This is a genomic window from Brevundimonas olei (assembly GCF_037055245.1).
In the GTDB taxonomy this organism is placed as follows: Bacteria; Pseudomonadota; Alphaproteobacteria; order Caulobacterales; family Caulobacteraceae; genus Brevundimonas; species Brevundimonas olei.
Genome location: NZ_CP146369.1, coordinates 2,807,516 through 2,832,661 on the forward strand (window position 1 = coordinate 2,807,516; position 25,146 = coordinate 2,832,661).

22 protein-coding genes and 1 other RNA gene are annotated in these 25,146 nt (G+C 68.9%); 10 read left to right on the forward strand and 13 right to left on the reverse strand.

Annotation, left to right across the window (positions count from 1 at the left end):
• Window positions 1-205: 205 nt before the first annotated feature.
• The 3 genes from ssrS to V8J38_RS13705 all read right to left on the reverse strand — a co-directional run bounded on the left by ssrS (window position 206) and on the right by V8J38_RS13705 (window position 1,086).
• A non-coding RNA gene (ssrS, locus tag V8J38_RS13695) (6S RNA) lies at window positions 206-366 on the reverse strand.
• A gap of 88 nt (window positions 367-454) precedes the next feature.
• Window positions 455-796, reverse strand: a complete 342-nt coding sequence (locus V8J38_RS13700; protein WP_291778013.1) for a cell division protein ZapA — start codon at window positions 794-796, stop codon at window positions 455-457.
• Window positions 796-1,086, reverse strand: coding sequence for a hypothetical protein (locus tag V8J38_RS13705; protein ID WP_338576401.1), 291 nt, complete (start codon window positions 1,084-1,086; stop codon window positions 796-798). The genes V8J38_RS13700 and V8J38_RS13705 overlap by 1 nt, the downstream gene beginning before the upstream one ends.
• 144 nt (window positions 1,087-1,230) lie before the next feature.
• Between V8J38_RS13705 and tkt the strand changes: the two genes are divergently transcribed.
• The 7 genes from tkt (at window position 1,231) to V8J38_RS13740 (ending at window position 10,202) form a co-directional block, all read left to right on the forward strand.
• Window positions 1,231-3,180, forward strand: coding sequence for a transketolase (gene tkt / locus V8J38_RS13710; RefSeq protein WP_338578633.1), 1,950 nt, complete (start codon window positions 1,231-1,233; stop codon window positions 3,178-3,180).
• A gap of 5 nt (window positions 3,181-3,185) precedes the next feature.
• Window positions 3,186-4,043 carry an alpha/beta hydrolase gene (locus tag V8J38_RS13715; RefSeq protein ID WP_338576403.1) on the forward strand — a complete coding sequence of 286 codons (858 nt, stop codon included), beginning with the start codon at window positions 3,186-3,188 and terminating at the stop codon, window positions 4,041-4,043.
• 23 nt (window positions 4,044-4,066) lie between these two features.
• Complete coding sequence (gene purT, locus V8J38_RS13720) at window positions 4,067-5,260, forward strand: formate-dependent phosphoribosylglycinamide formyltransferase (protein ID WP_338576405.1); 1,194 nt, start codon at window positions 4,067-4,069, stop codon at window positions 5,258-5,260.
• 148 nt (window positions 5,261-5,408) lie between these two features.
• Window positions 5,409-7,496 carry a carbon starvation CstA family protein gene (locus V8J38_RS13725; RefSeq protein WP_338576407.1) on the forward strand — a complete coding sequence of 696 codons (2,088 nt, stop codon included), beginning with the start codon at window positions 5,409-5,411 and terminating at the stop codon, window positions 7,494-7,496.
• Window positions 7,489-7,743: a YbdD/YjiX family protein gene (locus tag V8J38_RS13730; protein ID WP_338576409.1), complete on the forward strand. Its 255-nt coding sequence runs from the start codon at window positions 7,489-7,491 to the stop codon at window positions 7,741-7,743. The genes V8J38_RS13725 and V8J38_RS13730 overlap by 8 nt, the downstream gene beginning before the upstream one ends.
• A 141-nt stretch (window positions 7,744-7,884) precedes the next feature.
• A complete protein-coding gene (gap, locus tag V8J38_RS13735; protein WP_200168597.1) occupies window positions 7,885-8,892 on the forward strand; it encodes a type I glyceraldehyde-3-phosphate dehydrogenase in 1,008 nt (335 codons plus the stop codon).
• A gap of 113 nt (window positions 8,893-9,005) precedes the next feature.
• Window positions 9,006-10,202 (forward strand): phosphoglycerate kinase, encoded by a 1,197-nt coding sequence (locus V8J38_RS13740; RefSeq protein ID WP_338576411.1) that lies wholly within the window; start codon window positions 9,006-9,008, stop codon window positions 10,200-10,202.
• A 51-nt stretch (window positions 10,203-10,253) separates the two neighbouring features.
• Here V8J38_RS13740 and V8J38_RS13745 read toward each other — a convergent pair whose 3' ends face one another.
• On the reverse strand, window positions 10,254-10,655 hold the full coding sequence (locus V8J38_RS13745; protein WP_338576413.1) for a hypothetical protein: 402 nt from the start codon (window positions 10,653-10,655) through the stop codon (window positions 10,254-10,256).
• A gap of 156 nt (window positions 10,656-10,811) precedes the next feature.
• Here V8J38_RS13745 and fba point away from each other — a divergent pair, with 156 nt between their 5' ends.
• Complete coding sequence (fba, locus tag V8J38_RS13750; protein ID WP_338576415.1) at window positions 10,812-11,876, forward strand: class II fructose-bisphosphate aldolase; 1,065 nt, start codon at window positions 10,812-10,814, stop codon at window positions 11,874-11,876.
• Window positions 11,877-11,943: 67 nt separating this feature from the next.
• On the opposite strand, the gene V8J38_RS13755 is transcribed toward fba, so the two are convergent.
• On the reverse strand, window positions 11,944-12,582 hold the full coding sequence (locus V8J38_RS13755; RefSeq protein ID WP_338576417.1) for a DUF2799 domain-containing protein: 639 nt from the start codon (window positions 12,580-12,582) through the stop codon (window positions 11,944-11,946).
• 78 nt (window positions 12,583-12,660) lie between these two features.
• Between V8J38_RS13755 and V8J38_RS13760 the strand changes: the two genes are divergently transcribed.
• Both V8J38_RS13760 and rpoH read left to right on the forward strand, forming a co-directional pair.
• The gene (locus V8J38_RS13760) at window positions 12,661-13,689 is read left to right on the forward strand and encodes an RluA family pseudouridine synthase (protein WP_338576419.1); all 1,029 of its coding nucleotides are present in this window, start codon (window positions 12,661-12,663) and stop codon (window positions 13,687-13,689) included.
• 207 nt (window positions 13,690-13,896) lie between these two features.
• Window positions 13,897-14,781, forward strand: a complete 885-nt coding sequence (gene rpoH, locus V8J38_RS13765; protein WP_291777990.1) for an RNA polymerase sigma factor RpoH — start codon at window positions 13,897-13,899, stop codon at window positions 14,779-14,781.
• Window positions 14,782-14,795: 14 nt separating this feature from the next.
• Here the strand turns inward: rpoH and V8J38_RS13770 are convergent, their stop codons facing one another.
• The 8 genes from V8J38_RS13770 to V8J38_RS13805 form a co-directional block, all read right to left on the reverse strand.
• The gene (locus tag V8J38_RS13770; RefSeq protein ID WP_291777987.1) at window positions 14,796-15,602 is read right to left on the reverse strand and encodes a response regulator; all 807 of its coding nucleotides are present in this window, start codon (window positions 15,600-15,602) and stop codon (window positions 14,796-14,798) included.
• Window positions 15,603-15,678: 76 nt separating this feature from the next.
• Entirely contained in the window at window positions 15,679-16,974 is a 1,296-nt protein-coding gene (locus V8J38_RS13775) for an adenylosuccinate synthase (RefSeq protein ID WP_291777984.1), read from the reverse strand.
• 90 nt (window positions 16,975-17,064) lie between these two features.
• The gene (locus tag V8J38_RS13780) at window positions 17,065-18,225 is read right to left on the reverse strand and encodes a phosphoserine transaminase (RefSeq protein WP_338576422.1); all 1,161 of its coding nucleotides are present in this window, start codon (window positions 18,223-18,225) and stop codon (window positions 17,065-17,067) included.
• 51 nt (window positions 18,226-18,276) lie between these two features.
• Window positions 18,277-19,212: a J domain-containing protein gene (locus V8J38_RS13785; protein ID WP_291777978.1), complete on the reverse strand. Its 936-nt coding sequence runs from the start codon at window positions 19,210-19,212 to the stop codon at window positions 18,277-18,279.
• Window positions 19,213-19,518: 306 nt separating this feature from the next.
• Window positions 19,519-23,196 carry a baseplate multidomain protein megatron gene (locus V8J38_RS13790; RefSeq protein ID WP_338576424.1) on the reverse strand — a complete coding sequence of 1,226 codons (3,678 nt, stop codon included), beginning with the start codon at window positions 23,194-23,196 and terminating at the stop codon, window positions 19,519-19,521.
• 19 nt (window positions 23,197-23,215) lie between these two features.
• Window positions 23,216-23,656, reverse strand: coding sequence for an NlpC/P60 family protein (locus V8J38_RS13795; RefSeq protein WP_338576426.1), 441 nt, complete (start codon window positions 23,654-23,656; stop codon window positions 23,216-23,218).
• Window positions 23,657-23,835: 179 nt separating this feature from the next.
• The gene (locus V8J38_RS13800) at window positions 23,836-24,489 is read right to left on the reverse strand and encodes a baseplate hub protein (protein WP_338576428.1); all 654 of its coding nucleotides are present in this window, start codon (window positions 24,487-24,489) and stop codon (window positions 23,836-23,838) included.
• Between the two features lie 3 nt (window positions 24,490-24,492).
• Window positions 24,493-25,104 (reverse strand): DUF2460 domain-containing protein, encoded by a 612-nt coding sequence (locus tag V8J38_RS13805; protein WP_338576430.1) that lies wholly within the window; start codon window positions 25,102-25,104, stop codon window positions 24,493-24,495.
• Between the last annotated feature and the right edge of the window lie 42 nt (window positions 25,105-25,146).

The window sequence follows — 25,146 nt, forward strand, 5'->3', positions numbered from 1 at the left end:
TTCCACCGTCATCCTCGGGCTTGACCCGAGGATCCAGCCCAACGGCGCGCTGAACGCCGACAAGCAGAGCGCGTCGCCCAACCCGATCCTCGGGTCAAGCCCAAGGATGACGGCGGGAGGAGGAACGGTTGGAGAATTGCACACCAAAATGCGCTCAAGTAGTGAGCGACCGCGTCGCGAGCGTAGCGCACTAAAAAAGAAGGTTGGCGGCGCCGCGTGAGCCGTGAAGCGCGTTTAAATCCTCTCGACCTGGGTAGCCAGGTGGGCTCCGTATGCCCAGGCCCTCGAGCCCGGACAGGGACAGATCCCTATGAGTGAATTAAGGTCAGAAGGATATGTTGTCTTCGACGTGAGCCGCAGCAGGACCCGCCGCCGCACAAGATAGGCGTTCACGCGGGTTTCAACAATGGCGAACATCCCTCTTCCCCCCATGAAGGGGAGGACGAAACCGCGCTCAGATCGTTTGAGTGATCTTCTCGATCCTTGCGGCCACGGCGTTCAGGGCTTCGGCCACGCCGTCGCTGGCGGAGGCCGGCGCAACGGCGGCCGCAGCCGTCGCCTTGGCCCGGCCCGAGTTCTGGACCGCCGCCTGACGTTTCGCCTCTCCAAGCTCGTCGGCCAGCATCAGAGCCGCCATCAGGAACAGGCGCACGTCCCCGACCTGGCCGACCTGATCGGCCACGCCCTGCACCCGCTCGTTGAACTGGGAGGCCAGGTCGCGCACCCGCGCCTCCTGACCATCGGCGCAGCCCACCGCATAGGGGCGGCCGTGAACCTCTACCGTCACCGTCGCCATCAGTTCGTCTCCTCTCGCCCAGCGGCCTGCTGTGAGGCCGCCTGCTGTTGCGCCAACACTTCGCGCACGGCGTCGGCCGCAAGGGCCAGGGCCTGAGCGGTTTCCTGGCCGACCTCTTCAAGCTCGGCGATGCGCGCCAGATCGGCCGCGTTCGAGGGACGTGGCGCGAACAGATCGTCATCGGCGATCGGCGGCGCCGAGGCGGGCCTCGCCTTCAGCTCCAGCACCTTGCGCTCCAGATCGGCCAACGCTCGATCAATCCGCGCCTTTGCAGCCGTAACGGCGTCCATGGGGGTCCTTTCTTCCAGATTCCGTGTAGAACCTGCCGGCGCGCCGGGGTAAAGCGGCGCCGCCCCCGCTTTATCCTGTTCCTGAGGAAAGGTCTCGCCGTGACCGACGCCCAAGCCGCATTCGCCAAGCCTTCGCCCAAACAGATGGCCGACGCCATCCGGGTGCTGTCCATGGATGCGGTCGAAAAGGCCAAGAGCGGCCACCCCGGCATGCCGATGGGCATGGCCGACGTCGCCACCGTCCTCTATTCGAAATTCCTGAAATTCGACGCCAGCCGTCCCGACTGGGCCGACCGCGATCGCTTCATCCTGTCGGCGGGCCACGGCTCGATGCTGATCTACAGCCTGCTGCACCTGACGGGCTACAAGGACGCCACCAAGGAGCAGCTGGAAAACTTCCGCCAGTGGGGCTTCAAGACCGCCGGCCACCCCGAATACGGCCACATGGCCGGGATCGAGACGACCACCGGCCCGCTGGGTCAGGGCCTGGCCACCTCGGTCGGCTTCGCCCTGGCGGAGCGCCATCTGGCCGCTCGTTTCGGCAAGGATCTGGTGGATCACCGCACCTGGGTCGTCGCCGGCGACGGCTGTCTGATGGAGGGCGTGTCGCAGGAAGCCATCGCCCTGGCCGGTCGCCTGAAGCTGAACAAGCTGTGCGTCCTGTGGGACGACAACGAGATCACCATCGACGGCAAGGTGTCGCTATCGGACGCTACGGACCAACTGACGCGCTTCAAGGCCTCGGGCTGGGCGGTCAAGGCCATCGACGGCCACGACTATAGGCAGATCCAGAAGGCCCTGGCCTGGGCGACCAAGCAGGACAAGCCGACGCTGATCGCCTGCAAGACCAAGATCGGCAAGGGCGCCGCCACCATGGAAGGCAGCCACAAGACCCACGGCGCGGCCCTGGGCGCCACCGAGATCGCGGCGACCCGTCAGGCGCTGAACTGGCCCTTCGCCCCGTTCGAACTGCCGGAAGGCGTGCAGAAGGCCTGGGCCAAGGTCGGCAAGCAGGGCGCCAAGGCCCGCAAGGCCTGGGAAGCCCGCCTGCTGAACCACGACCAGCGCGACGACTTCACCCGCGCCATGGCCGGCGACCTGCCCACCGGCGCCTTCGAAGCGCTGGACGCCAAGCTGAAGCAACTGGTCGTCGACAAGCCCGCCCTGGCCACCCGCCAGTCCTCGGGCGAGGCGCTGGAGACGGTGTTCAACGCCATCCCCGAAATGGTCGGCGGCTCGGCCGACCTGACCGGCTCGAACAACACCTTCGTCAAGAACACCCAGATCATGGACGCGCCGGACTATGCCGGTCGTTACCTGAACTACGGCATCCGCGAGTTCGGCATGGCCGCGGCGATGAACGGCCTGGCGCTGCACGGCGGGGTCATCCCCTACGGCGGCACCTTCATGGCGTTCGCGGACTACAGCCGTCCGGCGATCCGTCTGGGCGCCCTGATGGGCGTGCGCGTGGTCCACGTTCTGACGCACGACAGCATCGGCCTGGGCGAAGACGGCCCGACGCACCAGCCGGTCGAGCATCTGGCGGCCCTGCGCGCCATCCCGAACCTGCTGACCATGCGCCCCGCCGATACGGTCGAGGCGCTGGAGTGCTGGCAGGTCGCCCTGCAGCACAAGACCACGCCGACCGCCCTGTGCCTGTCGCGCCAGAAGACTCCGGCCGTGCGCGTGACCGACGCGGGCGAAAATCTCTCCAGGAAGGGCGCCTATGAGCTGAAGGCCGCCAACGGCGAGGCGAAAGTCACCCTGTTCGGCACCGGCACCGAAGTCGCCTTGGCCCTGAAGGCCGCCGAGACGCTGGAGGCCGAAGGCGTGCCGACCCGCGTGGTCTCGGTCCCCTGCTTCGCCCTGTTCGAGCAGCAGCCCAAGGCCTATCAGGACGCCGTCATCGGCCGCGGCACCGTCCGCGTCGCCGTCGAGGCCGCGATCAAGCAGGGCTGGGAACGCTTCATCGGCGAGGACGGCGGCTTTGTCGGCATGACCGGCTTCGGCGCTTCGGCTCCGGCCGAAGTCCTCTACCGCGAGTTCGGCATCACCGCCGAGGCCGTGGTCGAAGCCGCCAAGGCGCGGCTGTAAACCTCATGCGCCGCCTCGCCCTCGCAATAAGCCTCGGCTTGTCGATGGCGGGCGGCGCGACCGCTCTCGCCGCACCGGCCGAGGACGCGCCCGCCGTCGCCGAGACGCCCATCGTCATCGGCCGGTCCTACGCCCTGCCCTCGGCCGTCATGGGTCAGACGCGCGAGATCAACGTCTGGCTGCCGCCCGGATATGCTGAAAGCGGCCAGACCTATCCGGTCCTCTATGTGCTGGACGGCGGCCAGGATCAGGACTTCCACCACATCTCGGGCATCGCCCAGTTGGGAACCATCGTCGGCACGACCCGCGATGTGATCGTCGTCGGCGTCGCCTCGGTCGACCGTCGCAACGAACTGGCCCTGCCGACGGAAGACGCCGAACTGATCGCCCGCTATCCGACGCAGGGGCATTCCGACCGCTTCCGTCGCTTCATCGGCGAAGAGGTTCAGCCCTTCATCGAGAGCCGCCTGCGCGCCAGCGGCGAGACGGCGCTGATGGGCGAGTCTCTGGCGGGCCTGTTCGTGGTCGAGACCTTCCTGAAAGAGCCGCAGATGTTCGACGCCTATGTCGCCGTCAGCCCCAGCCTGTGGTGGGACGGCGGCAGGCTGGCCCAGCAGTCCGGCGCCCATCTGCGCGACCACTCCAACGACCCGCGCACCCTGATCCTGACGCTCGGCGACGAGGGCGAGATGATGCAGGCGCCGATGGACGTGCTGACCGCCAATCTGCGCGACCACGCCCTGCCCGGCGTCAAATGGGACTTCACCCCGCGCCCGGCCGAAAGCCACGCCACCATCTATCACGGGGCGGCGCTGGACGCGTTTCGCCGCCTCTATGCGGTTCCGGCCGCGCCGGGAACCTGAACGACTTTTCGGAGCCTGACGCCATGAAGATCGGCACGCCGCTTACCGACCACGCCACGCGCGTCATGCTGCTGGGCTCGGGCGAACTGGGCAAGGAGGTCGCGATCGAGCTGCAGCGCCTCGGCGCCGAGGTGATCGCGGTCGACCGCTACGCCAACGCTCCGGCCATGCAGGTGGCGCACCGCAGCCACGTCATCCCCATGACCGACGCCCAGGTGCTGAACGGCGTCATCCTGGCCGAGGCGCCGCACATCATCGTGCCCGAGATCGAGGCCATCGCCACCGACGTGCTGGCCGGCATCGACGCGGCGGGTCTTGCCCGCGTCATCCCCACCGCGCGGGCGACGCAGCTGACCATGAACCGCGAGGGCATCCGTCGTCTGGCCGCCGAGGAACTGGGCCTGCCGACCAGCCCCTACGCCTTCGCTGCTTCGGCCGAGGAGCTGGCGGCGGACGCGCAGGCCGTGGGCTTTCCCTGCTTCGTCAAGCCGGTCATGTCGTCCTCGGGCAAGGGCCAGTCCTATGTCGAAGGCCCCGAGGGCGTCGCCGACGCCTGGGCCTATGCCGAAGCCTCGGGGCGGGTCGCGGGCGGCGTCGTCATCGTCGAGGGCAGCATCGACTTCGACTATGAGATCACCCTGCTGACGGTGCGGTCGTTACGCGACGGCGCGGTGCGCACCGATTTCTGCGCGCCTATCGGCCACCGCCAGCAGAAGGGCGACTATGTCGAAAGCTGGCAGCCGCAGGCCATGAGCGAGGCGGCGTTGAAAGCGTCGCAGGCCATCGCGGCCAAGGTGACGGAGGCGCTGGGCGGCCTCGGCGTGTTCGGCGTCGAACTGTTCGTGAAGGGCAATGACGTCTGGTTCTCGGAGGTGTCGCCGCGCCCGCACGACACCGGGCTGGTGACTCTGGCCACCCAGACCATGAGCGAGTTCGCCCTGCACGCCCGCGCCATTCTGGGCCTGCCGGTCGACGTGACCCTACGCGAACCGGGCGCCAGCGCCGTCATCTACGGCGGGATGGAGGCTGAAGGCGTGGTGTTCGAGGGCGTGGCCGAAGCCCTGTCGGTCCCGACCGCCGACCTGCGCCTGTTCGGCAAGCCAGAGGCCTTCGAGCGCCGCCGCATGGGCGTGGCCCTGGCGCGCGGCGCCGACACGGACGAGGCGCGTGCGCGTGCAACCGAGGCGGCGAGCAAGGTGCGGGTGGTCGCTCCGTAATCCTTCTCCCTCTCCTGATGGGAGAGGGTCGAAACATTAGCCATGCCCGCAGCCAAGCTTCTTCGACTTTTGTCGATTGGCGCCGGGCGCGATTAGGGTCCAAAAAAGGCGAAAGGTCGCACCCAGTCGACCCGGAGGACCGTTCGCCATGGGCAAGCTCAAGACGGCGCTGATATTCGGCGCCATCGCCATATTGGGGGCCGTGTCCCTCGCCGTCATCGCCCTGCACCAAGGCGAAAGCATCAGCGCCGTCTGGATCGTGGTCGCGGCGCTGTGCGTCTACGCCATCGCCTACCGCTTCTACGCCCGCTATTTGGCCGGAAAGGTGCTGGGGCTGAACGCCCGCAGGCCCACGCCCGCCGTTAGACACAATGACGGGCTGGATTACGTCCCGACGCCGCGCAACGTCCTGTTCGGCCACCACTTCGCAGCCATCGCGGGCGCAGGCCCTCTGGTCGGGCCGGTGCTGGCGGCGCAGATGGGCTATCTGCCGGGCGTGCTGTGGATTCTGGTCGGCGCCGTGCTGGCGGGGGCGGTGCAGGACATGATCGTCCTGTTCATGTCGACCCGACGCGACGGTCGCTCGCTGGGCGACATGGTCCGCACCGAGATGGGGCCCATCCCCGGCGTCATCGCCCAGGTCGGGGTGCTGATGATCATGGTCATCATCCTGGCCGTGCTGGCCCTGGTGGTGGTCAAGGCCCTGGCCGAGAGCCCGTGGGGCACCTTCACCGTCGCCGCCACCATTCCCATCGCCGTCTTCATGGGTCTGTACACCCGCTATCTGCGGCCCGGCCGCGTGGGCGAGGTGTCGGTGATCGGCGTGGTGCTGCTGGTCCTGGCCATCATCGGCGGCGGCCATATTGCGGCTGATCCCTTCTGGGGTCCGGCCTTCACCCTGTCGGGCACGACGCTGGCCATCGCCATGATGGCTTATGGCTTCATCGCCTCGGTCATTCCGGTGTGGCTGCTGCTGGCCCCGCGCGACTACCTGTCCACCTTCCTGAAGATCGGCGCCATCGTCGCCCTGGCCGTCGGCATATTGATCGTGCGACCGCACATCCAGATGCCCGCCATCACCCCCTTCATCGACGGAACCGGGCCAGTCTTCTCGGGCGCCCTGTTCCCCTTCCTGTTCATCACCATCGCCTGCGGGGCCGTGTCCGGCTTCCACGCCCTGATCTCGTCCGGCACCACGCCCAAGCTGCTGGAGAACGAGAACCAGATCCCGCTGATCGGCTACGGCGCCATGCTGTGCGAAAGCTTCGTGGCCATCATGGCCCTGATCGCCGCCACCGTGCTGGACCCGGCCGTCTATTTCGCCATGAACAGCCCGGTCGCCGTCATCGGCGACAACGCCGCATCCGCCGCCGCCGCCGTGGCCCAGTGGGGCTTCCACATCACCCCGGCCGAGCTGGAGAACCTGGCCCGACAGGTGGGCGAGCACTCCATCCTGTCGCGCGCGGGCGGCGCCCCCACCCTGGCCGTCGGCATGGCCCACATCCTGTCGGGCGTCATCGGCGGCGAGGCCATGATGGCCTTCTGGTACCACTTCGCCATCCTGTTCGAGGCCCTGTTCATCCTGACCACGGTCGATGCGGGCACCCGCGTCTGCCGCTTCATGATCCAGGATCTGCTCGGCATGGCCGTGCCGAAGATGCGCCAGACCCATTCCTGGACCGGCAACGTCGTGGCCACGGCCCTGACGGTCGGGCTGTGGGGCTATTTCCTCTATACCGGCGTGGTCGATCCCCTGGGCGGGATCAACAGCTTGTGGCCCCTGTTCGGCATCGCCAACCAGATGCTGGCGGCGGTCGCCCTGATCCTGGGCACGGTCGTCCTGTTCAAGATGAAGCGGCAGAGGTTCGCCTGGGCCACGGCGGTCCCAGCGGTCTGGCTACTGATCTGCACGGTCACGGCGGGGCTGCAGAAGCTGTTCCACCCCGACGTGAAGATCGGCTTCCTGGCCCATGCCCGGAAGTATCAGGACGCCATGGCCGCCGGAGAGATCCTGGCCCCGGCCAAGACCATCGGCGACATGCACCGCGTCATCGTCAACGACTACGTCAACTCGGCGCTGACGGCGGGCTTCCTGTTCGTGGTGCTGACGGTCGTGGTCTATGGCGTCGGGGCCTGCCTCAAGGCGCTGAAGTCCGATCGCCCGACCGTGGTCGAAACCCCGGCCGAGCATGAGCTGACCCTGGCCGACGAAGCCATGGACATCGCCCGTGCCTAGGCCCTCTTCATCCTCGGCGACAACCGGAGGCGCGGATCTGCTCTGCGCCTGTCGCGACACTCTGGTGCGGTGGGGCAAGGACGCCCGCCGCACCGCCGGGCTGATGATCGGCCAGCCGGATTATGACGCCTATGTCGCCCATGCGAAGGCGACCCACCCGGATCAGGAACCGCTGAACCGCACCGCCTTCTTCCGCCTGCATGAGGCGCGGCGGTTTGGCGAAGGGGGCGGCTTCCGCTGCTGCTGAAGGGCTGGGCCGCGCCCCGACGGTTACAGGCGATCATACCTTGTTACGGGCCTTGTTACGGCGACGGGGTTGCAACCGCGCGCGCTCCGTCCCACTAAGGCGCCAATCATAAATAACCCTTGGTTCAGGAGACCTCGCCCCATGACCGTTCGCGTCGCCATCAACGGCTTCGGCCGCATCGGCCGCCTCGTCCTTCGCTCCATCGTCGAGCACGGCCGCAAGGACATCGAGGTCGTGGCGATCAACGACCTGGGTCCGGTTGAGACCAACGCCCACCTGTTCCGCTATGACTCGGTGCACGGCCGCTTCCCCGGCACGGTCACGACGGGCGAGGACTGGATCGACGTCGGCACCGGCAAGATCAAGGTCACGGCCGAGCGCGATCCGGCCAACCTGCCGCACGCCGAGCTGAAGGTGGACATCGCCCTGGAATGCACGGGCATCTTCACTTCGAAAGACAAGGCCTCGGCTCACCTGAAGGCGGGCGCCAAGCGCGTGCTGGTCTCGGCCCCGGCCGACGGCGCCGACAAGACCATCGTCTTCAAGGTCAACCATGAGACCCTGACGGCCGACGACATCGTCGTCTCCAACGGCTCGTGCACGACCAACGCCCTGGCCCCCGTGGCCAAGGTGCTGCACGACCTGTTCGGCATCGAGCGCGGCTACATGACCACCATCCACGCCTACACCGGCGACCAGCCGACGCTAGATACGATGCACAAGGACCTGTACCGCGGCCGCGCCGCCGCCCTGTCGATGATCCCGACCTCGACCGGCGCCGCCAAGGCCCTGGGCCTGGTCCTGCCGGAACTGAAGGGCAAGCTGGACGGCTCGTCGATCCGCGTCCCGACCCCGAACGTCTCGGTCGTCGACCTGAAGGTCGTCGCCGGCCGCGAAGTCACCGTCGAGGAAATCAACGCCGCCCTGCTGGCCGCCGCCAACGGCCCGATGAGCGGCGTCCTGGCCACGACCACCGACCCGCTGGTCTCGGTCGACCTGAACCACGTCGCCGCCTCCTCGACCGCCGCCCTGCCCCAGACGCAGGTTGTCGACGGCAAGCTGGCCCGCGTCCTGACCTGGTACGACAACGAGTGGGGCTTCGCGACCCGCATGGCCGACACCGCCCTGGTGATGGCGAAGTTCCTCTGATCCGGCCTCGCGCCTGACAGACTGCTGACCTATGAGGGGCTCTCGCCGAACGGCTGAGAGCCCCTTGTTTCAAGACGACGGGCCCGCCGCCCAGATCAAAAGACGGATCACCGATGACCTTCCGCACCCTCGACGACGTTTCCGACCTTTCGGGCAAGGCCGCCCTGGTCCGCGTGGACTTCAACGTGCCGATGGAGGACGGGAACGTCACCGACGACACCCGACTGAAGGCCGCCCTGCCGACCATCCACCGCCTGCGCGAGGCGGGCGCCAAGGTCGTGCTGCTGGCCCACTTCGACCGTCCCAAGGGCGAGCGCGTGCCGTCGATGAGCCTGAAGCCTGTCGTTCAACCGCTGGAACTGCTGCTGCACGGCCCCGTGCGCTTCGCCGACGACTGCGTGGGCGATGAGGCCAAGGCCGCCGTGGCCGATCTGGACGCGGGCGGCGTGCTGCTGCTGGAGAACGTCCGCTTCCACAAGGGCGAGGAAAAGAACGACCCGGCCTTCGCCCAGCAGCTGGCGGAACTGGGCGACCTCTACGTCAACGACGCCTTCTCGGCCGCGCACCGCGCCCACGCCTCGACCGAAGGCCTGGCCCGCCTGCTGCCCGCCTATGCCGGTTGCGCCATGGCGCGCGAGCTTGAGGCGCTGGATGCGGCGCTCGGCAAGCCGCAGAAGCCGGTCATCGGCATCGTCGGCGGTGCCAAGGTCTCGACCAAACTCGACCTGCTGAAGAACCTGGTCGCCAAGCTCGACTACCTGGCCATCGGCGGCGGCATGGCCAACACCTTCCTGTTCGCCCAGGGCGTCGATGTCGGCGGTTCGCTGTGCGAGAAGGATCTGGCCGACACCGCCCGCGAGATCATCGAGGAAGCCCGCCGTCAGGGCTGCGAACTGCTGCTGCCGGTCGATGTGGTGGTGGCCAAGGGCGTCAAGCCGGGCATCGAGTCGGGCGTGCGCGCTCTGGATCGCATCGCCGCCGACGACCTGATCCTGGACGCCGGGCCGGAGACGGTCGCCCGCCTGAACCGCGCCATGGACCTGTCGAAGACCCTGATCTGGAACGGCCCGCTGGGCGTGTTCGAGGTTCCGCCCTTCGACAAGGCCACGGTCGAGGCCGCCAAACACGCCGCTGAACTGGCCAAGGCCGGCAAGCTGGTCGCCGTGGCCGGCGGCGGCGACACCGTCGCGGCCCTAAACCACGCGGGCACGGCCGCCGACATGACCTTCGTCTCCACCGCGGGCGGCGCCTTTCTGGAATGGATGGAGGGCAAGGTTCTGCCGGGCGTCGAAGCCCTGCGCGCCGCCTAAAAACGTCAAGGCGAGGGCTGTTCGCGGCCCTCGCCCCTGATGTCCAAAGCTTTAGTCTTCGCCGTCCATATCGACGGCGCGCGCGACCAGATCGCGCCACGTCGGATCGGTGTCGTCCACCAGATCGACATCGTCCAGCAGGGCCACCGCCCCGCCGCCGTCCGGCAGGATCAAGCCCAGCACTTCCATCAGATCGCCGTCGGGCCCGACGTGGGCTTCGGCCTGGACCATCACGGCCGCCTGCTCGCCGTCCTCCTCCCACCAGATGACCGGCTGAGGCAGTTCCATGTCGATGACGCGCGCCTCTTCCGTATCGCCCAGGGCGAAGACGGCCTTGCCCGCCTGGACGTCATCCAGCGTCGCCACAGCGCCGGCGAAGGGCGTCAGCCGCGACCAGTCGTCGACGTCGAAACCGCCGCCGTCCTCGTCCAGCGCATCATCATTCTGGCCCATGGCCGCTCCTTGGTCTGACGCTGTTCACGCGTCGGAACCCCTTAGAGCTTCAGCGCACAAAGTCCACTACGCCGCGGCGCTGTAACCCGGCGTGACTTCCCCCGCCCGAACGGCTAAGAGGTCGGGCAAAATCATAACCGGTTCAGGAGACTATCCATGGCGCGCATCACGCTGCGACAACTGCTCGACCACGCGGCGGAGCACGACTACGGCCTGCCCGCCTACAACATCAACAACATGGAGCAGGGCCTGGCCATCATGGAGGCCGCCGACGCCGTCAACGCGCCGGTCATCATCCAGGCCTCGCGCGGCGCCCGCTCCTACGCCAACGACATCGTCCTGACCCGGCTGATCGACGCTCTGGTCGAACTGTATCCGCACATCCCGGTCTGCATGCACCAGGACCACGGCAACGGCCCCGCCACCTGCGCCACCGCCATCCAGTACGGCTTCACCTCGGTGATGATGGACGGCTCGCTGGAAGAAGACGCCAAGACGCCCGCCTCCTACGACTACAACGTCGACGTCACCCGCCGCGTCACCGAGATGGCCCACAGCTGCGGCGTCTCGGTCGAGGGCGAATTGGGCGTTCTGGGCAGCCTCGAGACCGGCATGGGCGAGGCCGAAGACGGCCACGGCTTCGAAGGCAAGCTGGACCACTCGGCCCTGCTGACCGACCCGGATCAGGCCGTCGACTTCGTCAAGGCCACCAAGGTCGACGCCCTGGCCATCGCCATGGGCACCTCGCACGGCGCCTACAAGTTCACGCGTCAGCCGGACGGCGAAGTCCTGGCCATGAACGTGATCGAGGAAATCCACCGCCGCCTGCCCAACACCCACCTGGTGATGCACGGATCAAGCTCGGTGCCGCAGGACCTGCAGGACATCATCAACCAGTATGGCGGCCAGATGCCCCAGACCTGGGGCGTGCCGGTCGAGGAAATCCAGCGCGGCATCAAGAACGGCGTGCGCAAGGTCAACATCGACACAGACAACCGCATGGCCATGACCGGCGCCATCCGCAAGGTGTTGGCCGAGAAGCCGGGCGAGTTCGACCCGCGCGCCTATCTGAAGCCCGCCAAGGAAGCCATGCGCAAGCTGTGCATCGAGCGCTATCAGGCCTTCGGTTGCGAAGGCCAGGCCTCGAAGATCAAGCCCCTGTCCACCGCCCAGATGGCCAAACGTTACGCTTCGGGCGAACTGGACCCGCGCATCGGCTGATCGCCGGTTACGTCCTGATCGGACGGAAACGCCCGCCTCCAGTCGATGGAGGCGGGCGTTTTCATCTTCACCAGACGCCGTAGCGGCCGCCGATCGCGCCGCGCACCGCCCGCGCCTCGATCTCGGCGTAGCGAAGCGCCTCCTCGGCCTGGCGCGCATCCCGGCGAGCCACGCGGATTTCCTCGCGCACCTCGCGGATACGGTCGCGGATGCGACGACGTTCCTCATCGGTCAGTCCTTCCTGCCGCAGTTCGCGCTGCTTGGCTTCCAGCTTGTCCTCGCGATTGCCGATGCGGCTGATCGCCGAGTTCAATGCGCTCTCCGCCGAGCTCACCGCCTGCTCGACCGCATGGATGCGTCGTCCGTCCTCATAGGCGGGCAGGAAGTCGCGCTCCTCGGCCGGGGCGCAGACTCCCCCATAGCTGTTCCCTTCACGACCCTGCCGGAAGCCGTTCTCCCACGTGCAATAGGTCCGCAACCCGTCCTCTCGCGAGGCCAGGTAGGCGCTCATGTTCGGCGCCACCCCGTATTTGGCGCAGGCCTTGGCGTGATCGTCCAGGCGGCTGACCTGGCGTCCGGCCGCGCCGTCGCGCCAGCCCTGACCGCCCCAATCGCCGACAAGGCACTGGTCCTCGTTCATGGTGGCGCAGCCCGACAGCAGGACCACGCCCGATACGGCGACAACAGCGGCGATCAGCGACTTCATCTTCGGCCCCTCCAGGGCGTATTGCGTGCGCTCAAGGACCGATGACGCCTCTCTGCGCAAGCCATGCTATTTCGCCCTATGGCCGATGAACCCTTGCTGACGGAAGATGACGAAACGCTTGAGGAGGCGACCCGCGACGCCGTCGAGGTGATGCAGGCGCGCATCGACGCCTCCGGCGTGCGCCTGGACAAGGCATTGGCCGAGGCCTTCCCCGCCTTGTCGCGCGCCCGGCTTCAGGCCCTGCTGGCCGACGGCGCCGTGACCCGCGACGGGCAGCTCGTCTCCAGCGGCTCGGCCAAGGCCCGACCCGGCCTCTACGCCGTCGCCCTGCCGCCTGTCGCGCCGGCGACGCCGCAACCCGAATCCCTTCCCCTGACGGTTCTGTTCGAGGACGCCGACCTGATCGTCATCGACAAGGCGCCCGGCATGGCCGCCCACCCGGCGCCCGGCTGCGAGACCGGCACCCTGGTCAACGCGCTTCTGGCGCATTGCGGCGACAGCCTGTCCGGCATCGGCGGCGTCGCCCGCCCCGGCATCGTCCACCGCCTCGACAAGGACACCTCGGGCGTCATGGTCGCCGCCAAGTCCGACCGCGCTCACGTCGGCCTGTCCGCCCTGTTCGCCGCCCATGACATCGAACGCACCTATGTGGCTCTCACGCGCGGAGCCCCCACGCCCGAGAAAGGCCGCATCCAGACCCAGATCGGCCGCTCCAGCGGCGACCGCAAGAAGATGGCCGTGCTGCGTTCCGGCGGACGCGAGGCGATCACCGACTATGTGGTCCAGCAGACCTTCGGCCGCCCGCCCAAGGCCTCGAACGCCCCCCTGGCCGCCCGCGTCGCCTGCACTCTCCACACCGGCCGCACCCACCAGATCCGCGTCCACATGGCGTCCAGAGGCGCGCCCCTGCTCGGCGATCCCGTCTACGGCTCGGGCAGCCCCTCCGCCCCCGTCCGCGCCGCCGTCGAGGCGGCCGGGCTGAAACGCCAGGCCCTGCACGCCGCCGTCCTCGGCTTCGTCAATCCTGTGACCGGTCAGGCGCTACGCTTCGAAACCGCTCCGCCCGAGGACATGCAACGCCTGGAAGCCCTTCTGGCCGACCTCTGAGGCGGCCCCGGAGCGCGCCGCTTTATTCGCAACAACATCTGTGCTAGATAACTGATCGACGACGACGGACCGTCGCCGCCGAATTGGGACAATCCGCCCCTTCCGCTTCGGGCAACGGATTCCCATCTTGTCAGTTGAGGGGCGAGGTGAAGATGCACGTCATGTGGTCGGAACCGTAGCGCCAGCTCATGCAGCCGGAGGGACCATATGGCCAACAATACGCTGACGGTGATGTCGCCCGAACAGGGACTGTCCCGTTATCTTACGGAAATCCGTAAGTTTCCCATGCTGACCAAGGACGAGGAGTTCATGCTCGCCAAGCGGTGGAGCGAACACCAGGACACCGAGGCCGCCCACCGTCTCGTGACCTCTCACCTGCGCCTCGTGGCCAAGATCGCCATGGGTTATCGCGGCTACGGCCTGCCGATCGGCGAGGTGATCTCGGAAGGCAACGTCGGCCTGATGCAGGCCGTCAAGAAATTCGATCCCGACAAGGGCTTCCGCCTGGCGACCTACGCCATGTGGTGGATTCGCGCGTCCATTCAGGAATACATCCTGCGCTCCTGGTCGCTTGTGAAGATGGGCACCACGGCGGCGCAGAAGAAGCTGTTCTTCAACCTGCGCAAGGCCAAGAGCCAGATCTCGGCCTTCGAGGAGGGCGATCTGCACCCCGACCACGTCTCGCACATCGCCACCAAGCTGGGCGTGACCGAGCAGGACGTCATCGACATGAACCGCCGTCTCGGCGGCGACGCCTCGCTGAACGCTCCGTTGCGCGCCGACGGCGAAAGCGAGTGGCAGGACTGGCTGGCCGACGACAACGCCGTCAGCCAGGAGACCGAACTGGCCGAGAGCGAGGAAAAGTCGATCCGCATGGGCCTGCTGCAAGAGGCCATGGAAGAGCTGACCGACCGTGAAAAGCACATCCTGACCGAGCGCCGGCTCAAGGACGACCCGGTCACGCTCGAGGAACTGGCCGGTCAGTACGGCGTCAGCCGCGAGCGCGTCCGCCAGATCGAGGTCCGCGCCTTCGAAAAGCTGCAGAAGGCCATGCGCGCGGCCGCCGAAGAACGCAATCTGGTCGACGCCTGACGTCGACCCGTCTCCTAACCCGCCCGCGCCAGGGTCTCGGGCGGCGCCAGCTTCAGCACCGCCTGGACCGGCGCCGTCAGCGAAGCCCTGGTCGGCGCTCCGGCGGCCAGCACCGTGTCCAGTCCGGCCGCGGCGATGGCCAGCGGCGCATCGCCCGTCTTGATGGCCAGCGCCTTCAGCGTCTCGGCCTGCTGCTTGATGGCCCGCACGGCCTGCAACGGGTCGCTGTCGAACTGCGTTAGGGCCGAGAACAGGATCCGCATCGCCTGATCCTTGACCGCCACCGCGGCCTCGGCGCCCGAGCGCGGCTTGTCCGCCCGTCGCTTCTGCGGCCCGGCGTAGTCGTCCGAGTTGAAGCGCCGCCGGTCCGGTCCGACATAGCCCACCGCCTCGACCCAGTCGCGCGGCTTGGTCGCCAGATTCTCGATCCGCCGCTGCAGGTCACCGCTGGTGAAGGGCTTTCTCAGGAACTCATGCACGCCGGAGTCCCGCGCGCCCTTGATGGCGCTGGCGGTCGCCTCGGCTGTGACCATGATGATCGGCGCGCGCCGGCACGACAGGCTGGAGCGACGGATACGCCGCACCAGAGCCTCGCCGTCCAGCTTCGGCCCCGCCCGCTCGGTGCAGATCAGCCCCGGCTCCATCTCCCGCGCCAGGTCCAGCACGCGCGACTCGTCGCCTTCGACCACCACCTCGCGCGACCCAAATCCCTTCAGCAGGTCCATCAGCAGGCGCGCGGCGGCGGGATTGGGATCGACGATCAGCACGCGCCGCACCACCGGCGCGATCCTCTGCATCGTCTTGGCGTCTAGGGCGAACACGGGGCGAGCTCCATTCCAGAGCCCGACCCTATGCTCGACGGGTTAAGGCGTCGTTGCCTTATGCCAGAATGTAAACTCAGCCCTGGAAGGGATCGCGCATCAGAATGGTGTCGTCACGCTCGGGGCTGGTCGACAGCAGGGCCACCGGCGCGCCGATCAGCTCCTCGATCCGCCGCACATACTTCAGCGCATGGGCGTTCAGATCCTTGAAGCTACGGACGCCGCCCGTGCTCTCGGTCCAGCCTTCCAACTCCTCGAACACTGGCTCGGCCGAGGCCTGATCCTTCAGGCTGGACGGCAGATAGTCCAGCACCTCGCCGTTGATGCGATAGCCGACGCAGATCTTCAGCGTCTTCAGCCCGTCCAGCACGTCCAGCTTGGTCAGGGCGATGCCGTCGATGCCGTTGATCGCCACCGACTGGCGCACCAGCACGGCGTCGAACCAGCCGCAACGGCGCGACCGGCCCGTGTTCACGCCGATCTCACGCCCCACCACCGCCAGGTGCTGGCCGACCTCGTCGTTCAGTTCGCAGGCGAAGGGCCCTTCGCCCACACGGGTCGTATAGGCCTTCACGATGCCCAGCACGTAACCGACGCCGCGCGGACCGATGCCGGAGCCCGCCGCCGCCTGTCCGGCGACCGTGTTGGACGACGTCACATAGGGATAGGTGCCGTGGTCCACGTCCAGGAAGGCGCCCTGCGCTCCCTCGAACAACACGCGTTTGCCCGCCTTCTGGGCCTGATCCAGCACGCGCCACGCCGGCTTGACGTAGGGCAGGATCTTCGGCGCGATCTCCAGCAGTTGCGCCAGCAGGGCCGCCGGGTCGATCGGTTCGAGCCCCAGACCGGCGCGAAGCGGATCGTGGTGCGAGCGCAGGCGGTCGATCTTGACCTTCAGATCCTCTTCATTGGCCAGGTCGCAGACGCGGATGGCGCGGCGGCCGACCTTGTCCTCATAGGCCGGGCCGATGCCGCGTCCGGTCGTGCCGATCTTGGCCCCCGGCGCGCTGGCGGCGGCCTCGCGCGCCACGTCCAGCGCCGGATGGATCGGCAGGATCAGGCAGGCGTTGTCGGCGATGGTCAGGATGTCGGGGGTGATGGCCACGCCCTGGGCCTGGATCTTCTCGATCTCGCCGACCAGGTGCCAGGGATCGACGACCACGCCGTTGCCTATGATCGAGGGCTTGCCCTGCACCACGCCCGAGGGCAGCAGCGCCAGCTTGTAGACCTTGCCGTCGACGACCAGGGTGTGGCCCGCGTTATGGCCGCCCTGGAACCGCACCACCATGTCGGCGCGATTGGACAGCCAGTCCACGATCTTGCCCTTGCCCTCGTCGCCCCATTGGGCGCCGACCACCGCGACGTTCGCCAAGACCGTTTCTCCGCAATCCAGAATGCGGTGGGAGCCTATAACCCCTGAATCGTCCGGAGTCGCCCCACTCGCACGGAATGAGGTGCAGAATTATCCCGCCAACTCGCCGACCGCCGTCTGGAACGCCCATTCCAGCCACGGCGTCGCGGCCACGACGTCCGCCGTCTCGATCGTGCAGCCGCACCACAGGCGCAGGCCCGGCGGGGCGTAACGATGCGGCTCCATGTCATAGACCGCTCCCTCGCCTTCCAGCAGCGCCTTGAACCGCTTCACGAAGGCCTTCTGGCCCGCCTCGTCCATCGCCGCGATGCGCGGATCGACGAACTTCAGGCAGACCGAGGTGGTCGAACGGATTTCCTCCCGCTCCGGCAGGAAGTCGATCCAGTCGGTCCGCTGCACCCACCCGGCCAGGGCCGCATAGTTGGCGTTGGTGCGCGCGATCAGCGCGGGCAGGCCGCCCACGGCGTTCGCCCAGTCCAGGGCGTCGATCCAGTCCTCGATGGTCAGGACCGAAAAGGTGTTCATCGCCACCCCGTCCGCCAGCGTCCGATCAAAGCCCTTCTTGTCGACGATCCGCAGCACCTTGGGCACCGCCCGATCCGGGCGATAGGCGTCCAGCCGCGCCACGGCGCGCGGCGACAGCACCATCAGGCCGATGCCCGCCTCGCCGCCCAGCGCCTTCTGGAAGCTGAAGGTGGTCACGTCCAGCTTGTCCCACGGCAGGTCCATCGCGAACGCCGCCGAGGTCGCATCGCAGATCGTCAGCCCCTCGCGGTCATCGGCGATCCAGTCGCCGTTCGGCACGCGTACGCCCGAGGTCGTGCCGTTCCACGGAAACACCACATCCTTCTCCGGGTCGACCCTCGCCAGGTCCGGCAGATCGCCCCACGGCGCCGTCAGGGCCTCAGGATCCAGCCCCAGGTGATCCTTGACGTCGGCCAGCCAGGTCAGGCCGAAATTCTCATAGGCGACCACCTGCACCGGCCGCTCGCCCAACATGCACCACAGCGCCGCTTCGACCGCCCCCGTGTCCGATCCCGGCGTATAGAGCATGACATAGTCGTCCGGCGGGCTCAGCACCTCGCGCGTCAGCCGCAGTCCATGCGCGAACCGCTCGACCACCTCCGGCGCGCGGATGCCCCGCCCCATCAGGTTCGTCGGCAGGTTCGCCAGCTCCCAGCCCGGACGCTTGGCCGTCGGCCCGGCAGAGAACCAGGGGCGAGCGGGCTTGGCGGCAGGCTTGGACGTCATGTCAGTCTCTGAAGTCTCGCAGGAGAGGAGGAAGGCCAAGCCTTTAGGCCATCAACGGCCGGGCTTGTAGGGCCGGCGTTCACGCCATTCGGTCGCAAACCGGACCAGTTCGTCGTCCGGCGTCTCGGGCAGCGTCACCACCAGCTTCGCCATCAGGTCGCCGCGCCTGCCGTTCGCATAAGCGCCGCGCCCCTTCAGCCGCAGCACCTTGCCCGAGTTCGAGCCCTTGGGAATGGTCATCATTACCGCGCCCTCGGGCGTCGGCACCTGGATCTTGCCGCCCAGCACCGCGTCCGGAACCGACACCGGCAGATCCATCGTCAGATCGGCCCCGTCGCGCTTGAACACCGGATGCGGCTGGATGCGCAGTTCGATCAGCGCGTCGCCCGCCTGACCGCCGCGGCCGGGCGCGCCCTGCCCCTTCAGCCGGATGGTCTGGCCTTCAGACGCCCCCTTGGGGATGGTCACGTCCAGCATCCGCCCGTCCGAGAACTGGATACGGCGCGTGGTCCCGGCGATGGCGTCCTCAAGGCTGATATCCAGCGTAGCGCGCACGTCCTGCCCGCGCCCGCCGCCGAACCCGCGCCCAGCGTTACGCGCCCCGCCGCCGAAGGCGCCGAAAATCTCTTCCAGATCGATGTCGTCGAAGCTGGCCCGCCCGCCGGGACCGCCTTCGCCGCGCCCGCCGAAGCCGAAGCCGCCGAAACCGCCGCCGCCCGGACGTCCGCCCTGAGCGCCGCCGCCGAAGCCTCGGAATTGCTCACGTCCATCGGCGTCGATCTCGCCGCGATCATATTTCGCCCGCTTCTCGGCGTCGCCCAGCAGGTCGAAGGCGGCGGTGATGCGCTTGAACCGTTCCTCGGCCGCCTTGTCGCCGGGGTTCTTGTCGGGATGCAGCTCCTTGGCCAGCTTGCGGAACGCCTTCTTGATCTCGTCCGCGCTCGCGCCCTTGGAAACGCCCAGTTCCTGATAGGGATCGCCAGCCAATTTTCGCTCCACTCCGGATCAACACAGACCAGAGCGTCAGTTAAGCCATGCGCCCGCCCGCCGAAAGGGGCGAAAGGCCTTTCTGCCCCCCTCTCCCGGCGGGGAGGGCTTGAGCGCACGAGAGCGCAGCGATCGTTCTTGCGCAAAAGGGTGAGGGGCTTGTCCTCTCCGTCGGCGCAAGCCGTCGCGCAAGACGAGCTACGGCCTGCGGCCGACTTCAGCCGCGAACCCTCACCCTTTCGCCTTAGCCAATCGCTTCGCTCTTGGAGGCTCAAGCCCTCTCCCAACAGGAGAGGGCCTTGTATCTCACAGCCCCGCCACCGCCTCCGCGCCCCAGCCGTACCCGTCGCCCCACTGGGCCACGGCGACCTTGGCTACGGAGCCGACGCCCCCGGGAAAGTCCGCCGCGACCTCTACCGCGCCATAGACCGCCGCCAGCTCCTCGACCTCCCAGACCCGACGCTCGGCATCCCCGTCCAGCACCCGCACCCGAAACCGCCTCGGATCGACCTCGACCGGCTCACCTTCCCAACCGTCGCCGCTCAGACGCACGCGCGACAGCCAGCTCAACCGCCATCCGCCGCCCTCCGGCCTCGCCTTCAGATGCGCCGGTCGCCACGGCGCCGCATTCCGGTTGCTCCAGACGAAGCCGGCCTCCGTCGTCCCCGCCCCGCCCGGCGGCGAACCCACAGGCCCCGCCCGCCAGATCCGCGGCAATCCGCGCTCGACCGCATCCACCTCAGCCCGCGCCATGCCGCGCTCCAGCACCACGACCAGCGCCCCCGGTTCCGCCCCGCGCGCGGCCGCCTCTTCCGTCCCCAGCTGTCCGCGCAACAAGCCGCTCAACCGCCACACGCCGCCGCCGACCATCTCGGCCCGGCGGAACTGCACCAGTTCCCACCCATTTGCACTGCGCACCGCCAGCAGATTGGCGCCCGACAGCACCGCTTCCGCCGCCCGGCTCTGCGGCGCCTGCCCCTCGATCCTCACGCTCAGCACGCCCGTCTCGTCCCAGCGCCCGACCACGCCCGGCCGCAAGGGCGCCGTCAGCGTTCCCACCGTCGCGGGCGTTTCCACCAGCGCCCTCTGCGTCAGACTGTCGACCGAGCCCCCGCCATGCAGCGCCATCGGCGTCCAGGGCTCGGCCGCCGCCGCGACCACGGGCCGCCCGTCCGCCTCCTCGCCCGGCAGGGGCGGCAGGTCCAACAGCATCAGGAACGGCGCCCCCACGGTCGCCGCCCCGCCGCCCTTCCCACGCCAGTCCTCCGGCGCATCCACGACGGCGACCTCGACCAACGGAGCCAGCACCGCGCTAGGCGTCTCGTCCCAGTCCAGCCGCTCGACGCGCCAGTCGCCCGCACGGCCCTCCACCGCCGTCACATCGCCCGGCTCCAGCCTCAGCGCCTCCAGCGGCCCCAGCTTCAGCGTCAGCCGCTCGGCCGCCTCGCCCGCCAACAGCCGCTGCGCCGCCGCCGTCGCCAGCCCGGCCCCGACCACGGCGGGCAGGGCCGCATCCACCCCGCCGCCCTCGCCGTCGCCGCGTACCGTCACCGCGCCCAGCTGATAGTCCGCCGCCTCATCGATGAAACGCAGCCGCGCCGCGCCGGGCCGTGGCGTCAATCGCCGATCCGCCGCCGCGCTCCCGCCCTTGTCCGGCAGGGCCAGCGCCGCCTGATCCAGCGTCATCTCCCGCGCCGTCTCGCCCAGCACGGCGGCCCGACCGTCGCGCTCGGCCGTGGTCACCCCCAGCGCCTGAACCAGCGGCGACAGGGCGTCCTTCGTCGCCATCGGCCGGTCGATGACATAGCCGGTCACCCCGCCGTCCACCGCCCCGACCGTAAAGTCCGCTTCGGACAGCCCTCCTCGCTTCAGGATCGCCTCAATCAGCCCGCGCGCATCACCGCCCATCCGCCCGTTCAGCCAGTGCCCCGTGCGCCAGGCGCCCGCGTCCGCCCACACCTCATCCAGCGCCGGAAACGCCGGATAGGGCCGCGCGTCCCAGCACCAAACGTTCGCCCCTTCCAACATCCGCCCGCCATAGACGCCCGAGACCGGGTTGTTCGCCGGCTGCGCATAATGCTCCAGCACCGCCTCGATCAGACGCCGCTGCATCCGGTCGTCGCGCGCCCCCGTCGAGTGCGGCGGCAGGGCGTTCTCGCTGCTCTTGGAGTCCTGGAACAGGTTCGGCGCATTGCCCCCGCGATCCACCGCCGCACAGCCGAACTCGGTCAGCCGGATCGGCTTCATCCCGGGAACCCAAGCCGTCGGCGACGCCTGCCGCACCCCGCCGACGCGCTCATGATGGCGGTTCGACCACCAGCCCTTCAGATCCTTGTAGCGCCAGATCCAGTCCTCGCCGTGGGCGCCGTCCTCGATCGGCGTGCGCCGCTGCGCCGCCCGATCCGCCGCGTTGGCGTAGAACCAGTCATACCCCTCGCCGCCCGCGACCTGCGCCGCCAGATAGGCCGGGTCCGACGGCCCGTTGAAACCGTCGGCGTCCAGCCCACCCGCGCCCCCGCGCCAGTCCCCCATCGGCGGATACCAGTCGATGCCGACGTAATCGATGTTCGGGTCCGCCCACAGAGGATCGAGGTGAAAGCGCACCTCCCCATCCCTTTGCCAGCCGAAATATTCCGACCAGTCGGCGGCGTAACTCAGCTTCACGCGCGCCCCGACCACCGCCCGGCACTCGGCCGCCAGCGCCCTGAACTGCGCCACCGCCGGAAAGCCGCCACTGGCATCGCGCGTCCACGTCAGCCCCCGCATCTCCGAGCCGATCAGCAGCCCGTCCGCCCCCTCATCCGCCGCGATCCGGGCGTAGTGCAGCGCCAGCCGCCTCAGCCCCCATCCGTCCGCCGCGCCGAACAGGGCAGCGACCTCAGCCGTCGCCCCCGCCCCGTCCATTCCCGTGATCCGCCCGCGCCACGGATAGCCGGGGCAGTCCATGAAGACGAAGGGATACAGCGTCACCTCGAGCCCCCGCACCTTCAGCGCCCGGATCGCCTGACGCACGCTGTCGTCCGAGGGCGTCCCGCCATAGGCCGGGCCGCCGCCCGCCTGGGAGATCAGATGGGCGTCCGCACGCCCCAGCCCCGTCACGCTCCAGACCAGCGGCCGGGTCGGCTTGTCCCGTCGCTCCACCCCCGGTCGGATACGGCAGTGACCCATCCGCACGTCATCGCCGAACCAGCCGACCACCAGGCTGACCCGCTTCAACCTCGGCGCCTGGGCCGTCAGCTGATCCAGCGAGGCCTCCAGGTCCGTCTGACCCGCCGTCAGATGCACGTTCTCAGGCGTGGATCGCGCCAGCCCCTCGCGCCGCATCACCGGCTCGGTCGCCAGGCAGAACTCCCCCGCGCCGGGGATCAGGCACACGCCCTCCAGCCGATCCTCCAACTGCGGCGCCGCCCCCTGCGCCCGCCGGAACACCTCCAACGCCAGCTGCGGCGGCCGGTCGCCATAGGCGTCCAGCGGCAGATCCTCGAACACCACATAGGCCGTCCCGCGATAGGCGGGCGCCCGCCCCTCCACCGCCTCGATCAGCGGGTCGGGCAGTTGGTCCTCAGTCCCGCGATGCAGCCGCATCGTCACGCCCGCCATATCCATCGGCTGGCCGTCAGCCCAGACCCGGCCGATCCCGTCGATCGGCCCCTCGCACAGGGCCACGGCGAAACTCAGCGAATAGGCGTAGTCGACCGTCTTCTGACCGCCCTTGCCGCCCGACCGCTTCTCCTTGCGCTCCAGAAAGCGCGCCGCCCAGATCACCTGCCCGACCACCCGCGCCCGGCCGAAGACACAGGCCATCGGCGCCCCCTCGGCCGAGGATTGCAGCTTCAGCCCCTCCAGCCTCGGCCCGACCTGCCGCGCGGGCGACAGGCCGGCGACCAGCCAGTTGTCCGCCGCCCGCCCCAGCACGCCGCCGATAAAGCCCCCGATCGGCCCGCCCAGCGCCGACCCGATCCCGCCCAGAACGACCTGCGCCATGTCTGCTCCTTCTTAAACTTCAGGCCGAAATTTCGGGCCAGCGAAACGCCGCGACCAGACGCCTGCGCCACCACGCGCCCATCCAGCTTTCGACCACCGACCGCCCCCAATAGGCGTGGATCATCCGCCGCTCCGGCCCCCCCATGCTCTCGGAAAGCTCGGCGCTCAGGATCGCGCAGTGCTTGGCCGGACACCCCGCCGCCATGCGGAACAGCAGCACGTCGCCCAGCCCCGCCTGCTCCGGCGCGATCTCCACCAAACGCCGCCGCGCGGCGGCCCACAGCGTCTCCTCGCCCCCGACTTCGGCCCAGTCGGGGCGATAAGGCGGCGGCGCCTCCGGCTCCTCGCCAACCACCTCGCGCCAGACGCCACGCACCAGGCCCAGGCAGTCCGCCCCCTCGCCCTTCACGCTGGCCTGATGCCGATAGGGCGTCCCCAGCCACCCCCGCGCCGCCGCCACGACCCGCGCGCGCCACGCCTCTCCCTCCCCTTCATGGGGAGGGTGGTCGCGCAGCGACCGGGTGGGGAGGACCAGGTGATCAGGACGCGGCGCTTGCCCAACCGCACCGCCCCCACCCGGCTTCGCCTTCGGCTCAACCACCCTCCCCGGGACGGTGAGGGAGAAATCAGCGCCGCCCCTCATCGCCTGCGGCTCCGGCCGTCATTGCGTCCCGCCACCGGCCGCGCCGTCAGGAAGTCCTCGCCCGGAATGTCCGGAAATCCCTGGAAGTTGACCCCGTTCGCGAAGACCCCCACGCAGGTCGCCCACCGCTTGTCGCAACTGCGGCCCGCGACCGCCGCCGCGCCCAATCGGCAACGCCCGTCGCCCAGCACCGCGTCGCAGCCCCGGCCATAGGTCCGCCCCACCACCCGCTCCAACGCCGCCATCGGCCCGTCCAGATCGGCGACGAAACGCCCGTTCTCACGCCGTATCCGCGCCAGCCTTCCCTTCCACAGCCGCACCCTCAGGTCCGGCCGCATCCAGTCCACGCGCCACAGTTCTACCTCGGCGGCGTCATACCGCCCCGCCGCTATGTCCTCTTCGGTGATCGCCGCATCATCCAGCCCGCCCGAGGCCGACAGCGCACCCGCCGACAGCCCGACCTCGCCGTCGCCCGCCCCGCCGGTCCAGCCGCTGGCCGCCCGGCACGCCACGCCCTCAACCTCCAGATCGCGGTCATGGTCGGTGAAGCCCATCGCCCGCCCGTCAGCCCGCCTCAGAAGCCAGACATGACACAGCGTCGCCACCCCGCTCTCGATGCGGGCGGCCAGTTCGTCCGGAACATTCCGCATGGCTCAGACCCGCACCTCGATCAGAGGCATGGCGACCATCCGCCCGGCGCCGAAGCTCTCCAGCGTCACCTCCATCCGGTCCGCGTCGAAGCGCACCGGCACGTCGAAGGCGAAGCCCGCCGTCACCGCCGCGCCATCCGGCGGCGCCGTCGCCAGCGTCACCCGCCCCGTCGTCGCCTCCAGCGAGAAGGCCGCCGTCTCCACGCCCGCCACCGCGACCCGCACCGATCCCTCGACCGGCTTGGCGATCAGGCGTCGGTGATCGCCGTAAGCCTTGCTCAACTGAAAGACGCGCGCCTGCCCGTCTCCCGTCCCGATCCCCTGATCCAGCGGCGCCACGGCCGCCCCCGGCGCCCCGCTCCTGAAGTCCGCAAAGTCGCGAAACCGGAACCCGTGCAGTCGCCCGCGCCGCGCCTCGAAAAACGCGGTCAGCGCCGCCATGTCGTCCAGCGACCGCAACCCTGCCCCGATCAGATAGCGCCTGCGCCCGTCCGCCCAGGGCGTCGAGCGCCGCTCGAACCCTGACGCCAGCGTCGTGATTTCCGTCCTCCGCTCGACCCCGCCGGTCGAGCCGAACGCCAGCCGCGCAGGCAGGCGCACCTCATGAAAGGCCATGCGTCCTCGCTACTTGATGTGGATTGCGTCCCGTCGCGGGAC

Excerpts from the sequence above, each read along its gene's own strand:
- V8J38_RS13725 (WP_338576407.1), top strand. The coding sequence starts at position 5,409 with ATGGGCAAGCTCAAGACGGCGCTGATATTCGGCGCCATCGCCATATTG.
- rpoH (WP_291777990.1), top strand. The coding sequence starts at position 13,897 with ATGGCCAACAATACGCTGACGGTGATGTCGCCCGAACAGGGACTGTCC.
- V8J38_RS13740 (WP_338576411.1), top strand. The coding sequence starts at position 9,006 with ATGACCTTCCGCACCCTCGACGACGTTTCCGACCTTTCGGGCAAGGCC.
- V8J38_RS13700 (WP_291778013.1), bottom strand. The coding sequence starts at position 796 with ATGGCGACGGTGACGGTAGAGGTTCACGGCCGCCCCTATGCGGTGGGC.
- gap (WP_200168597.1), top strand. The coding sequence starts at position 7,885 with ATGACCGTTCGCGTCGCCATCAACGGCTTCGGCCGCATCGGCCGCCTC.
- V8J38_RS13805 (WP_338576430.1), bottom strand. The coding sequence starts at position 25,104 with ATGGCCTTTCATGAGGTGCGCCTGCCTGCGCGGCTGGCGTTCGGCTCG.
- V8J38_RS13780 (WP_338576422.1), bottom strand. The coding sequence starts at position 18,225 with ATGACGTCCAAGCCTGCCGCCAAGCCCGCTCGCCCCTGGTTCTCTGCC.
- V8J38_RS13715 (WP_338576403.1), top strand. The coding sequence starts at position 3,186 with ATGCGCCGCCTCGCCCTCGCAATAAGCCTCGGCTTGTCGATGGCGGGC.
- V8J38_RS13800 (WP_338576428.1), bottom strand. The coding sequence starts at position 24,489 with ATGCGGAATGTTCCGGACGAACTGGCCGCCCGCATCGAGAGCGGGGTG.
- V8J38_RS13745 (WP_338576413.1), bottom strand. The coding sequence starts at position 10,655 with ATGGGCCAGAATGATGATGCGCTGGACGAGGACGGCGGCGGTTTCGAC.
- fba (WP_338576415.1), top strand. The coding sequence starts at position 10,812 with ATGGCGCGCATCACGCTGCGACAACTGCTCGACCACGCGGCGGAGCAC.
- purT (WP_338576405.1), top strand. The coding sequence starts at position 4,067 with ATGAAGATCGGCACGCCGCTTACCGACCACGCCACGCGCGTCATGCTG.
- V8J38_RS13790 (WP_338576424.1), bottom strand. The coding sequence starts at position 23,196 with ATGGCGCAGGTCGTTCTGGGCGGGATCGGGTCGGCGCTGGGCGGGCCG.
- V8J38_RS13760 (WP_338576419.1), top strand. The coding sequence starts at position 12,661 with ATGGCCGATGAACCCTTGCTGACGGAAGATGACGAAACGCTTGAGGAG.
- V8J38_RS13755 (WP_338576417.1), bottom strand. The coding sequence starts at position 12,582 with ATGAAGTCGCTGATCGCCGCTGTTGTCGCCGTATCGGGCGTGGTCCTG.
- V8J38_RS13705 (WP_338576401.1), bottom strand. The coding sequence starts at position 1,086 with ATGGACGCCGTTACGGCTGCAAAGGCGCGGATTGATCGAGCGTTGGCC.
- tkt (WP_338578633.1), top strand. The coding sequence starts at position 1,231 with ATGGCCGACGCCATCCGGGTGCTGTCCATGGATGCGGTCGAAAAGGCC.